Origin of the sequence: Corynebacterium faecale, from assembly GCF_030408735.1 — a bacterium.
GTDB classification, from domain to species: domain Bacteria; phylum Actinomycetota; class Actinomycetes; order Mycobacteriales; family Mycobacteriaceae; genus Corynebacterium; species Corynebacterium faecale.
Genome location: NZ_CP047204.1, coordinates 1,438,700 through 1,452,293 on the forward strand (window position 1 = coordinate 1,438,700; position 13,594 = coordinate 1,452,293).

General features: G+C 58.5%; 8 protein-coding genes and 3 rRNA genes. 10 read left to right on the forward strand and 1 reads right to left on the reverse strand.

Translation table 11 applies throughout. The features are described from left to right. Positions 1-256 precede the first annotated feature (256 nt). Complete coding sequence (locus tag CFAEC_RS06615) at positions 257-643, reverse strand: winged helix-turn-helix transcriptional regulator (RefSeq protein WP_290279723.1); 387 nt, start codon at positions 641-643, stop codon at positions 257-259. A gap of 124 nt (positions 644-767) precedes the next feature. On the opposite strand from CFAEC_RS06615, the gene CFAEC_RS06620 reads away from it, so the two are divergent. The 10 genes from CFAEC_RS06620 to CFAEC_RS06665 all read left to right on the forward strand — a co-directional run bounded on the left by CFAEC_RS06620 (position 768) and on the right by CFAEC_RS06665 (position 13,588). Next, positions 768-1,391: an NAD(P)-dependent oxidoreductase gene (locus CFAEC_RS06620; protein ID WP_290279724.1), complete on the forward strand. Its 624-nt coding sequence runs from the start codon at positions 768-770 to the stop codon at positions 1,389-1,391. A gap of 118 nt (positions 1,392-1,509) precedes the next feature. Beyond that, positions 1,510-2,712, forward strand: coding sequence for a hypothetical protein (locus CFAEC_RS06625; RefSeq protein ID WP_290279725.1), 1,203 nt, complete (start codon positions 1,510-1,512; stop codon positions 2,710-2,712). Further along, positions 2,712-4,304, forward strand: a complete 1,593-nt coding sequence (locus tag CFAEC_RS06630) for a vWA domain-containing protein (RefSeq protein ID WP_290279726.1) — start codon at positions 2,712-2,714, stop codon at positions 4,302-4,304. The genes CFAEC_RS06625 and CFAEC_RS06630 overlap by 1 nt, the downstream gene beginning before the upstream one ends. Then, the gene (locus CFAEC_RS06635; protein ID WP_290279727.1) at positions 4,291-4,959 is read left to right on the forward strand and encodes a hypothetical protein; all 669 of its coding nucleotides are present in this window, start codon (positions 4,291-4,293) and stop codon (positions 4,957-4,959) included. The genes CFAEC_RS06630 and CFAEC_RS06635 overlap by 14 nt, the downstream gene beginning before the upstream one ends. 10 nt (positions 4,960-4,969) lie before the next feature. Then, complete coding sequence (locus CFAEC_RS06640; RefSeq protein WP_035110088.1) at positions 4,970-5,149, forward strand: Trm112 family protein; 180 nt, start codon at positions 4,970-4,972, stop codon at positions 5,147-5,149. Positions 5,150-5,185: 36 nt separating this feature from the next. After that, on the forward strand, positions 5,186-6,457 hold the full coding sequence (gene tyrS / locus CFAEC_RS06645; RefSeq protein WP_290279728.1) for a tyrosine--tRNA ligase: 1,272 nt from the start codon (positions 5,186-5,188) through the stop codon (positions 6,455-6,457). A gap of 632 nt (positions 6,458-7,089) precedes the next feature. After that, a 16S ribosomal RNA gene (locus CFAEC_RS06650) occupies positions 7,090-8,612 on the forward strand. A 356-nt stretch (positions 8,613-8,968) separates the two neighbouring features. Next, a 23S ribosomal RNA gene (locus CFAEC_RS06655) occupies positions 8,969-12,047 on the forward strand. 119 nt (positions 12,048-12,166) lie between these two features. Further along, a 5S ribosomal RNA gene (rrf, locus tag CFAEC_RS06660) occupies positions 12,167-12,283 on the forward strand. Together the 16S, 23S and 5S rRNA genes form the textbook arrangement of a ribosomal RNA operon. A 132-nt stretch (positions 12,284-12,415) precedes the next feature. Further along, positions 12,416-13,588 (forward strand): tetratricopeptide repeat protein, encoded by a 1,173-nt coding sequence (locus tag CFAEC_RS06665; RefSeq protein ID WP_290279729.1) that lies wholly within the window; start codon positions 12,416-12,418, stop codon positions 13,586-13,588. The last annotated feature ends 6 nt before the right edge of the window (positions 13,589-13,594 follow it).

Genomic DNA, 13,594 nt, shown 5'->3' on the forward strand with positions numbered 1-13,594 from the left:
GTAAATCCCCGGTACCTGAACCATTGTTGGTTCAGGTACCGGGGATTTTTCTATGGGCCGGGGGTGTGGCAAAAACTGTTGGTTTGTGTGCAGGCTCCTGGGGTTTTGGGGGCGCGTACCCCACAAACCAACAGTTTTTGCCAACGGGTGTGCTGGGTTGTCCCGGTGGGGGAGTGGGGGCATGAACGTTTTCGTTGGTTTGCGTTGAGCGTCCTGGGGTTATGCCGACGCTCAGCCCACAAACCAACGAAAACTATCAACCCTTGAGCCCATCCTCTGACTCGGACACCCGCTCGCGGTTGTCCACCACCTGATCCATGTTCCCGATGGTCCATTGGACGAGCAGCTGCAGGAGGGGGAGGACCGAACGGCCGAGGGGGGTCAGTTCATAGTCAACCCGGGGAGGGATCTCCTTATGCATGGTGCGTTCGACCAGTCCGTCGGCGACCAGGCGCTGCAGGCGTTGGGAGAGCATCTTCTGGGAAATCCCCTCCACTGCCTGTTCCACCTCACCGAACCGCATTGCTCCGGTGCCCAGCGAGGTGAGGATCAGGATCGCCCACTTCTCGCCGACGGCGCTGAGGAGGTCGCGGCTGGCGCAGTGTGCACTGTGGGGGTTCCAGGGAGGGGACGCGTTGCTCATAGATCCAGCTTATCGCGCGGACCGCGCCAAAGCTAACCATTAGTAAGTGAAACACTTACCCTTAGTTAGTAATCAGGTAGGGTGGGTGCCACACCATTCAACCCCCTGAGAGAAGGAGAACCCCATGAGCAGGATCAGCATCATCGGAGCCACAGGAATGATCGGCAGCGCCATCGCCCGTGAGGCGCAGGAGCGTGGCCATGAGGTCATCGGCACCAACCGGAGTGGCGTCGCCAGCAACCCGGTCCAGGGCGTGACCTACAGGGCCCTCGACCTCACCGACACCGACGCCGTCATGGCCCTCGCAGTGGAGTCGGACGTGCTGGTCATCTCTGTGCCCGGCGGCCGGGAAACAGGTGATTTCGGACCCGTCATCCGGGCGCACGCCGATCTCATCGCCGCCGCCCCCACCTCCCGCATCTTTGTCGTGGGCGGTGCCGGTGGATTGGAGATGCCCGACGGCACCCTGCTGATCAACGCCGGGGTCATTCCCGAGGAGTACGCCGACGAGCCACGCAGTTTCGTGGAGGTCCTCAACCTCTACCGTTCCGCAGACAAGGACCTGGACTGGGTCATGCTGGCACCGTCGCCGGAGATCGCCCCTGGTGAGAAGGCAGAATCCTATGTGCTGTCCGACGATGCCCCGGCCGGGGACAGGGTGACCACCGGAACCTTCGCCGTGGCTGTCCTGGATGAGATCGAGAACCCGGCGCACCGCCGCACCCGTTTCACCGTGGCGGACGCCTAGCCGGTGCCGGTGCGGGCTCCAGCCGTGGTGCCACGGGTGTAGCACCACGGGTGTAACCAGGCACGGAGTATTTTTTCGAGCGGTTGCGGGCCCCGGTGGGCGCACTTACCATCAGGCCATGACTGACACCTCTGCGCGATCCGGAAGAAATCGTGGCAGGGGTGTTTCTGTTGTGTTGGGCATCATCCTGCTGGTCCTCGCTGTGGTGGCGGTCCTGGCGGGGAGGGGGACCATCACCATCCCCGGTTTCGGCCAGGATGACAATGCTGCAGCCCACCTGTCCGACCAGTCGGATCTCACCACCGTTCAGGCTGTGATCGGGTCGGAGAAGAAGGCGTTCTTCGATGACCCCGGGGTCCGGGACGTCTTCGCAGAGCACGGTTACCGGGTGGAGGTGACCACCGCGGGGTCGCTGAGAATCGCCACGGACACCGATCTCTCCGGGTTTGATCTTGCTTTCCCCTCGTCGGCACCTGCCGCGCAGAAGTTGCTGGAGAAGGTCACCTCCACCGGTGAGTACACCCCCTTCAACTCGCCGATAGCGGTGGCCACCTTCGAGCCCGTCCTCACCATGTTGGAGCGCGCGGGTGTGGCACGGCAGGAAAACGGCCACTGGTACATCGATATGGTGGCCTATCTTGAGCTGGCGCAGGAGGGGACGCGGTGGCGTGATCTGGGGGATGAGTTCCCCTCGCCGGGCCGGGTGCAGCTGTCCTCCACGGATGTGCGCACCTCCAACTCGGCGGCCATGTATCTGTCGCTATTATCGTGGGCGGCCAATGACGGCGCGGTGGTGGCCGGCGCACCAGACGCCACCGCCCTGGTACCGGAGCTCAGCCAGTTCTTCCTGGGGCAGGGATACACGGAGTCCACCTCCGCCGGGCCGTTCGCGGATTATCTCTCCCAGGGTATGGGGTCCAAGCCGATGGTCGTGATCTACGAGGCCCAGTTCCTCAATGAACTCGCCTCGGAGGATGGCCGCATTGAACCCGGTGACGGGAAGGTGCTGGCGTATCCGTATCCCACGGTGTTCACCAAGCACACCGCCGTCGGTTTGACGGAGGAGGGCGCGGAGGTGGGTCGACTTCTCGCAGAGGATCCGCAGCTGCAGGAGTTGGCTGCGCGCCATGGTTTCCGCCCCCAGGATGGTCAGGTGTTCACCCGCGTGATGGCTGACCTCGATGTCGATGACGTCATCCCGGACCAGGTGCTGGGCATCGACCCGCCCGACTACGACACCCTGGAGGTCCTCATCGAGGGGGTCTCCGCCAGTTACAGCCCAGCGGGAGGGCCTGACGCGTCTCCGGAGGATGAACAGTGATGAAGAGACTTCTACCCCTTGCCGCCCTGGTGCTGTCCACCGTCGTCATGGCCGGCTGCGCCCAGAGCACGGACACCGCCACGTCGGAGACCTCCGGCGTGCCCTCGGTGGTGCGTGACGACGACCCACTCCGCATCGTCGCCGCCACCGAACTCCGTGACCTGGAGGCGGTGGTGGAGCAGGCCTCCGGGGACCTCGGTTTCACCATCGAGCTGGAGTTTCCCGGCGGCACGCTGGAGAACAGCGAACGGCTCAAACAGGGGGATTTCGATGATGATGTCGATGCCACCTGGTTTGCCACCAACCGTTATGTGGACCTGATCGGGGCCTCGGACAAGCTGGGTGAGGCCACCAAGATCGCGTCCTCGCCTGTGGCGCTGGGGGTCGCCGGTGACCATGCCAGGCGCCTCGGGTGGGCGGACCGTCAACCCACTTGGGCTGAGATCGGCTCGGCTGCCGCCAGCGGGCAGCTCACGTTCGGCATGACGGATCCCTCCACCTCCAACTCCGGGTTCTCCGCCCTGGTGTCGGTGGCCACGGCCTATGCCGACACCGGTCAGGCCCTGACCCTGGAGGATGTTGATGAGGTGGCGCCTGAACTGCGGTCCTTCCTGTCCGGACAGACCATGACCTCGGGATCCTCCGGGTGGTTGAAGGATGCCTTCCTCCGGGACCCGAACCGCGCGAACGCGCTGGTCAACTATGAATCCGTTCTGCGCACCATCAATGCCGAGGACAACGCCGGCCTGCGGGTGGTCGTGCCCGCGGACGGGGTGGTGAGCGCCGATTATCCACTGACACCCCTGGCCACCGCCGATGCGGAGGCAACCCAGCAGGTGGAGGCGCTCGCTGACTGGATGCTGGACCACCCGGAACACCTCACCGACACCTTCCGCCGCCCGGTGGATCCCATGGCGGTCCTGCCACCGGAACTGGCCCAGGCGTTTGTCATCGAGCAGCCCTTCCCCGGCGACCGGACGGTGACCGATGCCCTCATCGCCGCCTACAACAATGACCTGCGTGTCCCCGGCAACACCACCTTCGTGCTGGATGTGTCCGGATCCATGGCGGGGACACGGATGGAACTGCTGCGCTCGACGATGCTGGACATGATCTCCGGTGAGGCCTCCTCGCTGACCGGGGATGTCTCGCTACGCGAGCGGGAGAACGTCACCATCATCCCATTCAATTCCTCCCCCGGGGAGCCCATCACCGCCACGGTGGATGAAGTGGGCGGCCCGCAGCGACAGGAGCTTGTCGACGGGGTGGTCGCTCTCCAGACAGAGGGCGGAACCGGCATCTACGACGCACTGATCCAGGCCTATGACGAGGTGGAAACCGGCGCCTCCATCCCCTCCATCGTGTTGATGACCGACGGCGAACAGACCAGTGGCCTCAGCTTCGGTCACTTCCAGCGCCTGTACTCCGAGCTGCCGACGGAGAAGAAACGCATCCCCGTTTTTGTCATCCTCTACGGCGAGGCCAACATCACCGAGATGGAGAACCTCGCCGGGCTCACCGGTGGCAAGACCTTCGATGCCATGAACGGTGGCCTGGAGGAGGTCTTCAAGGAGATCCGTGCCTACCAGTAACAGCGGGTTTTTCACCTCCCGCAAAAACATCGTGGGCATGCTCGTGGCCACCCTGATCATCGTCGTGCATCTGGTGACGGGACTCGGGGTGTTCTGGCCCCTGGTGGCGGTGGCCGGTTACGGCGCGGGTGTGCTGCTCACCCCGGCCCGCACCACCCCGGCACTGGACCGGTCACCACGGGTCGAATTGGTACAGCCCGATCAGCTCAGGCAGCGCGTATATGACCAGCGCAGGGTGTTGCTGGACACCCGGGTGCCCGAGCCTGTCTCCAGCTCCATGGCAGAGCTGGAACGCGCTCTGGGGCGGGTGCTGGACAACTGGGGGCATCTGGTGGATTTCCCCGAACACCAGGTGACGGTGCGCTCCATGATCCTTGATTACATCCCGTCGGTGGTGCAGGCCTACCTGGCCATCCCGGATCGACGCAACGCCCAGGCCATCGGGGACATCATCGGATCCTTTGATCTGCTGCGTGGGGAGGCGGACAGTATCTATGACGCCATCACCCGCAATAGCCTCAACCGGCTGGAGGACCACAACCGGATCCTGCACATGCAGTTTGGTCAACTCCCGCTGGAACGTGGGGAACGCGGGGACAGTGGCGATGGCGGCGACGGGGGAGGCGTCGATAAGCGTGCGCCCGGGGCCAAGTAGGATGTTCGGCATGAGTCTTGATCCGAAGCTTCTTGAAGTCCTGGCCTGCCCCAAGGACAAGGGCCCACTGCGATATCTGGAGAGCGAGCAGCTCCTGGTGAATGAACGCCTCGGACTGGCCTATCGCATCGACGACGGCATCCCGGTGCTGCTCATCGACGAGGCCACCGAGTGGACCCCCTCCTCCTAGTCGGAATCAGACAAGAAAGACACACCCCACACCATCATGACCACCAATATCATTGACGAGCTCAGCTGGCGCGGACTGATTAACCAGTCCACCGATATCGACGCCCTGCGTGAGGCCACCCAGGAACCGATCACCCTGTACTGCGGTTTCGACCCGACCGGGCCCTCCCTGCACGCCGGACACCTCGTCCCGCTGCTCATGCTGCGTCGTTTCCAGCAGGCCGGCCACAACCCCATCGTGCTCGCCGGCGGTGCCACCGGCATGATCGGCGATCCCCGTGACGTGGGGGAGCGCACCATGAACTCCGCCGACACCGTCGCCGAGTGGGCAGATCGGATCTCCAATCAGCTCAGCCGTTTCGTTGACTTCGAAGGAGATCATGCCGCCCGCCTGGTTAATAACGCCGAGTGGACAAACAACATGTCCGTGGTCACCTTCCTTCGTGACGTGGGCAAGCACTTCCCACTGAACACCATGCTGGCCCGGGATACCGTCAAGCGTCGCCTGGAAACCGATGGCATTTCCTACACTGAGTTCTCCTACATGCTGCTCCAGTCCAATGACTACGTTGAGCTGAACAAGCGTTTTGATTGCACCCTCCAGGTGGGTGGCGGCGATCAGTGGGGCAATATCGTCTCCGGCGTTGATCTCAACCGTCGTGTCCAGGGCAAGTCTGTCCACGGCATCACTGTTCCGCTGGTGACTGATTCCGAGGGCAAGAAGTTCGGTAAGTCCACCGGTGGCGGTTCCCTGTGGCTGGATCCGGAAATGACCAGCCCGTACAGCTGGTACCAGTACTTCATCAACGCAGCTGACGCTGATGTCATCCGTTACCTGCGTTGGTTCACCTTCCTCAACCAGGAGGAGCTCGCTGAGCTTGAGGTTGAGGTTGCTGAGCGCCCATTCAAGCGTGAGGCCCAGCGCCGTCTCGCCCGCGAGATGACCAACCTGGTTCACGGCGAAGAAGCCACCGAAGCTGTCGAGTTGGCTGCCCAGGCACTGTTCGGTCGTGCTGATCTGCGCGATCTGGACGAAAAGACCCTCGCTGCCTCTGTATCTGAGACCGAGGTTGCGGAGATTCAGGCAGGGGAGCCGCGCACCATCGTTGATCTCCTCGTCGCCTCCGGCCTTGTCGATTCCAAGGGTGCCGCCCGACGCACCATTTCCGAAGGTGGCGCATACGTTAATAACGAGCGCATCTCCGCCGATGACTGGGAACCATCCGCCACCGATCTGCTGCACGGCCAGTGGTTGGTGCTGCGGAAGGGCAAAAAGAACTTTGCCGGCGTGAAGATCCGCCAGGCCTGATGCTTGACGACGAAAAGCCCCCTCCACTGTCCACGGAGGGGGCTTTCGTTCTCTTTTAATGCGTTGACCAGGGAGTTTGCAGCTTCTGGCGGGTCTGTGTAGATTAGTTCAAGTCGCAGCGAGCCGCTACAACATCCCAACAAGGAGTTGCTAGCAAACCGAAGTGACACGGAGATTAACTCCAAGTTGACTTCTGAAATAGAAGAAACTACAGTGAATCTTCAGCTGCTGAGAGCGGAAATCAACCAAAAGATTTACCCCAATCAGTATGTGAATGTTGTTTGAGAACTCAATAGTGTGCCATTTATTTTTTGTTTGTCGTACCTTAACACGTTTGTGTTGGGGTGGTCATGCCGGGTGGTGGGGATGCATATACCCTAACCACTGTAAATAAAGGCTACCAAGGCTGGTCTTTGGTGTCGTTTAATTTTGTGCATGGTTTATTACGATAACACCTGGCCTCCTTATGCTTTTCCCCGTCAGGGATTTAAGTGGGGGTTGGGAAGAATGTTTTTTTATTAACCATTATTTGGTTGAAACAGCCAGACACGCAGTTCATCTTAGGGTGGGTGTGTGTTGTTTGTTTTGCTAGGTTTTTCAGGCTTTTCACGGCCTTGAAATTATTTTCATATTTTGTGGAGAGTTTGATCCTGGCTCAGGACGAACGCTGGCGGCGTGCTTAACACATGCAAGTCGAACGATGATGCCCTGCTTGCAGGGTGGATTAGTGGCGAACGGGTGAGTAACACGTGGGTGATCTGCCCTGCACTTCGGGATAAGCCTGGGAAACTGGGTCTAATACCGGATATGACCCCCCTTTAGTGTGGGGGGTGGAAAGCTTTTGCGGTGTGGGATGAGCCTGCGGCCTATCAGCTTGTTGGTGGGGTAATGGCCTACCAAGGCGTCGACGGGTAGCCGGCCTGAGAGGGTGATCGGCCACATTGGGACTGAGACACGGCCCAGACTCCTACGGGAGGCAGCAGTGGGGAATATTGCACAATGGGCGAAAGCCTGATGCAGCGACGCCGCGTGGGGGATGAAGGCCTTCGGGTTGTAAACTCCTTTCGCCAGGGACGAAGCGTAATAGTGACGGTACCTGGAGAAGAAGCACCGGCTAACTACGTGCCAGCAGCCGCGGTAATACGTAGGGTGCGAGCGTTGTCCGGAATTACTGGGCGTAAAGAGCTCGTAGGTGGTTTGTCACGTCGTCTGTGAAATCCCGGGGCTTAACCTCGGGCGTGCAGGCGATACGGGCATAACTTGAGTGCTGTAGGGGAGACTGGAATTCCTGGTGTAGCGGTGAAATGCGCAGATATCAGGAGGAACACCAATGGCGAAGGCAGGTCTCTGGGCAGTAACTGACGCTGAGGAGCGAAAGCATGGGTAGCGAACAGGATTAGATACCCTGGTAGTCCATGCCGTAAACGGTGGGCGCTAGGTGTAGGGGACTTCCACGTCTTCTGTGCCGCAGCTAACGCATTAAGCGCCCCGCCTGGGGAGTACGGCCGCAAGGCTAAAACTCAAAGGAATTGACGGGGGCCCGCACAAGCGGCGGAGCATGTGGATTAATTCGATGCAACGCGAAGAACCTTACCTGGGCTTGACATACACCAGATCGCTGCAGAGATGTAGCTTCCCTTGTGGCTGGTGTACAGGTGGTGCATGGTTGTCGTCAGCTCGTGTCGTGAGATGTTGGGTTAAGTCCCGCAACGAGCGCAACCCTTGTCTTATGTTGCCATCACGTGATGGTGGGCACTCATGAGAGACTGCCGGGGTTAACTCGGAGGAAGGTGGGGATGACGTCAAATCATCATGCCCCTTATGTCCAGGGCTTCACACATGCTACAATGGTCGGTACAGCGAGTTGCCACACCGTAAGGTGGAGCTAATCTCTTAAAGCCGGCCTCAGTTCGGATTGGGGTCTGCAACTCGACCCCATGAAGTCGGAGTCGCTAGTAATCGCAGATCAGCAACGCTGCGGTGAATACGTTCCCGGGCCTTGTACACACCGCCCGTCACGTCATGAAAGTTGGTAACACCCGAAGCCAGTGGCCCAACCCCTTGTGGGAGGGAGCTGTCGAAGGTGGGATCGGCGATTGGGACGAAGTCGTAACAAGGTAGCCGTACCGGAAGGTGCGGCTGGATCACCTCCTTTCTAAGGAGCTTTAAATTAACCCCACGATCAACAGTGTTGATGTTGTTGGGGTGTTGGTGTTGGAACCCGTTCGTGGTTGCCATCAACAAATAATAATCGGGTGGATCATGACCCTGTGTTCGGCAAACAAACCCATACTGTGTGGGAAGTAAATATTTGGCATGCTGTTGGGTGTCTGGGATGACATTGGTTATTCCTTGGGCATTCAGATCAATGAGGATCACCGTTGTGTGTGGTTGTTGTTGGTGTGGGTGTTGTGTTGTGTGAGAACTGTATAGTGGACGCGAGCATCTTTATTTTTTGTAAGTTTTATTGTGTATCCGAACGTGGCACCAGCCTTTGTGGTTGGTGTGTTTAGTGTTTGTTTTAAGGGCACACGGTGGATGCCTTGGCATATCAAGCCGATGAAGGACGTGAGAGGCTGCGTTATGCCTCGGGGAGTTGCCAACTAAGCGTTGATCCGAGGATGTCCGAATGGGGAAACCCAGCCGCAGTGATGTGTGGTTACCCGCCGGTGAATATATAGTCGGTGTGGAGGTTGACACGGGGAAGTGAAACATCTCAGTACCCGTAGGAGAAGAAAACAATTGTGATTCCGTTAGTAGCGGCGAGCGAACGCGGATGATGGCTAAAATCTATGTGTGTGATACCCGGCAGGGGTTGCATGTAGGTGGTTGTGGGGTAATGACGATTGTGTTCTGCCGGACACTGGCGTTGCGCATGATGATTAGTGGAAGTGGTGTGGAAACGCCTGCCGTAGAAGGTGAAAGTCCTGTACATGAAGGTCATTGTGGTGATGTGGTTGTTATACCCGAGTAGCAGCGGGCTCGTGAAATCTGCTGTGAATCTGCCGGGACCACTCGGTAAGCCTGAATACTTGATATGACCGATAGCGGATTAGTACCGTGAGGGAATGGTGAAAAGTACCCCGGGAGGGGAGTGAAATAGTACCTGAAACCGTGTGCTTACAATCCGTCAGAGCATCCTTTGTGGTGTGATGGCGTGCCTTTTGAAGAATGAGCCTGCGAGTCAGCGGCATGTCGCGAGGTTAACCCGTGTGGGGTAGCCGTAGGGAAACCGAATCCTAACTAGGGTGTTTTGAGTGGCATGTCTTGGACCCGAAGCGGAGTGATCTACCCATGGCCAGTGTGAAGCGATGGTAAGACGTCGTGGAGGCGCGAACCCACTTAGGTTGAAAACTGAGGGGATGAGTTGTGGGTAGGGGTGAAAGGCCAATCAAACTCCGTGATAGCTGGTTCTCCCCGAAATGCATTTAGGTGCAGCGTTGTGTGTTTCTTACTGGAGGTAGAGCTACTGGATGGTTTAGCGGGACCAACATCTTAGCGACATCAGCCAAACTCCGAATGCCGGTAAGTTAGAGCACAGCAGTGAGACTGCGGGGGATAAGCTTCGTAGTCGAGAGGGAAACAGCCCAGATCGCCGGCTAAGGCCCCTAAGGGTGTGCTAAGTGGAAAAGGAGGTGGGGTCGCGAAGACAGCCAGGAGGTTGGCTTAGAAGCAGCCATCCTTGAAAGAGTGCGTAATAGCTCACTGGTCGAGTGATCCCGCGCCGACAATGTAGTGGGGCTTAAGTACACCGCCGAAGCCGCGGCAATGACATCTTTGTGGTGTTGTTGGGTAGGGGAGCGTCGTGCATGCGTTGAAGCAGCCTGGTGACGGTGTTGTGGAGTGTGCGCGAGTGAGAATGCAGGCATGAGTAACGATTGATGAGTGAGAAACTCATCCGCCGGATGACTAAGGGTTCCTGGGTCAAGTTAATCTTCCCAGGGTGAGTCGGGGCCTAAGGCGAGGCCGACAGGCGTAGTCGATGGATAACGGGTTGATATTCCCGTACCCGAGTGTGCGCGCCCATGGTGAATCAGTGATACTAACCACCCACAAGATCATCTACTGACCTTCGGGTTGGTGGTGGTGGCGTGCGTGGGACCTGATCTGGTAGTAGCTAAGTGATGGGGTGACGCAGTGAGGTAGCCTGAGCCACTTATTGGATTGTGGTGTAAGCGTGTAGAACGAGGTATTGGTAAATCCGTATCTCATTGTGTTCGAGGCGTGATGCGTAGCCCTTTTGGGGTGAATTCGGTGATCCTGTACTGTCGAGAAAAGCCTCTAGCGAGTGCATATTCGGCCCGTACCCTAAACCGACACAGGTAGTCAGGTAGAGAATACTAAGGCGTTCGGGTGAACTGTGGTTAAGGAACTCGGCAAAATGCCCCCGTAACTTCGGGAGAAGGGGGGCCCACACAGGTGACCAGTTTTACACTGTGAGCTGGTGTGGGTCGCAGAGAATAGAGGGAAGCGACTGTTTACTAAAAACACAGGTCCGTGCGAAGACGTTTAAGTTGATGTATACGGACTGACGCCTGCCCGGTGCTGGAAGGTTAAGAGGACCGGTTAGCCGTAAGGCGAAGCTGAGAATTTAAGCCCCAGTAAACGGCGGTGGTAACTATAACCATCCTAAGGTAGCGAAATTCCTTGTCGGGTAAGTTCCGACCTGCACGAATGGCGTAACGACTTCCCTGCTGTCTCAACCACAGGCCCGGTGAAATTGCAGTACGAGTAAAGATGCTCGTTACGCGCGGCAGGACGAAAAGACCCCGGGACCTTCACTATAGCTTGGTATTGGTGTTTGATTCGGTTTGTGTAGGATAGGTGGGAGACTTTGATCATGTGACGCTAGTTGTGTGTGAGTCGTTGGTGAAATACCACTCTGATCGGATTGAATGTCTTAACCTTGGCCCATGATCTGGGTTGGGGACAGTGCCTGGTGGGTAGTTTAACTGGGGCGGTTGCCTCCTAAAATGTAACGGAGGCGCCCAAAGGTTTCCTCAGCCTGGTTGGTAATCAGGTGGTGAGTGTAAGTGCACAAGGGAGCTTGACTGTGAGAGTGACAGCTCGAGCAGGGACGAAAGTCGGGACTAGTGATCCGGCACCTACTTGTGGTTGTGGTGTCGCTCAACGGATAAAAGGTACCCCGGGGATAACAGGCTGATCTTCCCCAAGAGTCCATATCGACGGGATGGTTTGGCACCTCGATGTCGGCTCGTCGCATCCTGGGGCTGGAGTAGGTCCCAAGGGTTGGGCTGTTCGCCCATTAAAGCGGTACGCGAGCTGGGTTTAGAACGTCGTGAGACAGTTCGGTCTCTATCCGCCGCGCGCGTTGAAACTTAAGGAAGGCTGTCCCTAGTACGAGAGGACCGGGACGGACGTACCTCTGGTGTGCCAGTTGTTCCGCCAGGAGCAGGGCTGGTTGGCTACGTACGGAAGGGATAACCGCTGAAAGCATCTAAGCGGGAAGCCTGTTTCGAGATGAGGTTTCTTTTGAGGTTCCCTATAGATTATGGGGTTGATAGGCCAGATCTGGACGCATCGTAAGGTGTGGAGGTGACTGGTACTAATTTACCGACACAAACCCTATGGTTTGGATAAATAACGCAATGTAACACACAGAACAATGATTTGATGTTCGCGTCCACTATGCAGTGTCTAGCACAGCACACGTACACACCCCTTGGTGGTGTGTGGCCTGTTGGTTGTGTCGGTGGTGATAGTAGCAGGGAAACGCCCGGTCCCATTTCGAACCCGGAAGCTAAGCCTGGTTACGCTGATGGTACTGCACTCGGGAGGGTGTGGGAGAGTAGGTTACCGCCGACCTAAAACTTAAAAGAGATGAAGAGAGAGTGTGGTTCAATGGTTGAGGAGTCTTAAAATTCCTCCCATTGGACCACACTCTTTTTCGTTGTATATAATAGAATTTTTTGAACCGTTCGCAGATGAAGGAACAAGATGGCTGACAACGACGATCGCAATCGCGACAACAACCGCTCCGATAACGATAATCGTGCTCCCCGGGGTGAGCGCGGCTACCGTGGCGATCGTAACAATGACCGTGGTGGCTACCGCGGCGGTTCCTCCAATCGATCCTCTGATCGGCCCTCCGGCCGTTCATCTGAATCCCGCGATGGTGGCCGTGGTGGCTACGGGAATCGTCACGGTGACGATTCCCGTGGGGGTCAGTGGAGGGGCGATCGTGATGATCGTCGGGGTGGTGACCGCCCTTATGGTCGTGAAGAACGTGGCGCAGATCGCGGCAGCCAGCAGGGTGGCCGCGGCGGCGAACGCCGTTATGAGAAGCGTGATGACCGGGACAACCGTGGTCGTGGTGGCCGTCCCGGAGGACCGTCGCGTGGGCACTCCAACCGGGCGGGCGCCGGCCGTGAGGAGCAGCGCGATGCTCTGCACCCACAGCGTTCCGGGTTCCGCGAAGAACGCATCAACACCCGCCTCAACGAGCCTGATCTTCCCGGCGATATCGATGTGAAGGATCTTGATCCTCTGGTACTGCAGGACCTGCGGGTGCTGTCCAAGGACAATGCAGACGGCGTCGCAAAGCATATGATCATGGCCGCCACCTGGCTGGCGGATGACCCCAAGCTGGCGTTGCGCCATGCCCGGGCCGCCAAGGACCGTGCCGGTCGCATCTCCGTGGTCCGTGAGACCTGTGGCATTGCCGCGTATCACGCGGGCGAATGGAAGGAAGCCCTGTCTGAACTGCGTGCTGCCCGCCGCATGGCTGGTGGCCCCGGTCTGATCGCGGTCATGGCGGACTGCGAACGTGGTCTCGGGCGCCCAGAGAAGGCGATCGAGCTTGGTCGCACCGAGGATCTCACCGATCTGGATGAGGAATCCCGGATTGAGCTGGCCATCGTGGTGGCCGGCGCCCGTCATGACCTGGGTCAGCATGAATCCGCTGTGATCGAATTGCAGCGGGTGAACCCGGACAAGAACTCCGCCGGACTAACCGCATCGCGGTTGTCCTATGCCTATGCCGATGCGCTGGTGCTCGCCGGCCGTGGAGATGAGGCACGGGAATGGTTCCAGCACGCCGCTGATATTGATGAGGATGGTTTCCTCGATGCTGAGGAGCGCCTCGAGCAGCTGGATCAGGGAACCAACTAGACTCAT

Excerpts from the sequence above, each read along its gene's own strand:
- CFAEC_RS06665 (WP_290279729.1), top strand. The coding sequence starts at position 12,416 with ATGGCTGACAACGACGATCGCAATCGCGACAACAACCGCTCCGATAAC.
- CFAEC_RS06640 (WP_035110088.1), top strand. The coding sequence starts at position 4,970 with ATGAGTCTTGATCCGAAGCTTCTTGAAGTCCTGGCCTGCCCCAAGGAC.
- CFAEC_RS06625 (WP_290279725.1), top strand. The coding sequence starts at position 1,510 with ATGACTGACACCTCTGCGCGATCCGGAAGAAATCGTGGCAGGGGTGTT.
- CFAEC_RS06620 (WP_290279724.1), top strand. The coding sequence starts at position 768 with ATGAGCAGGATCAGCATCATCGGAGCCACAGGAATGATCGGCAGCGCC.
- tyrS (WP_290279728.1), top strand. The coding sequence starts at position 5,186 with ATGACCACCAATATCATTGACGAGCTCAGCTGGCGCGGACTGATTAAC.
- CFAEC_RS06615 (WP_290279723.1), bottom strand. The coding sequence starts at position 643 with ATGAGCAACGCGTCCCCTCCCTGGAACCCCCACAGTGCACACTGCGCC.
- CFAEC_RS06630 (WP_290279726.1), top strand. The coding sequence starts at position 2,712 with ATGAAGAGACTTCTACCCCTTGCCGCCCTGGTGCTGTCCACCGTCGTC.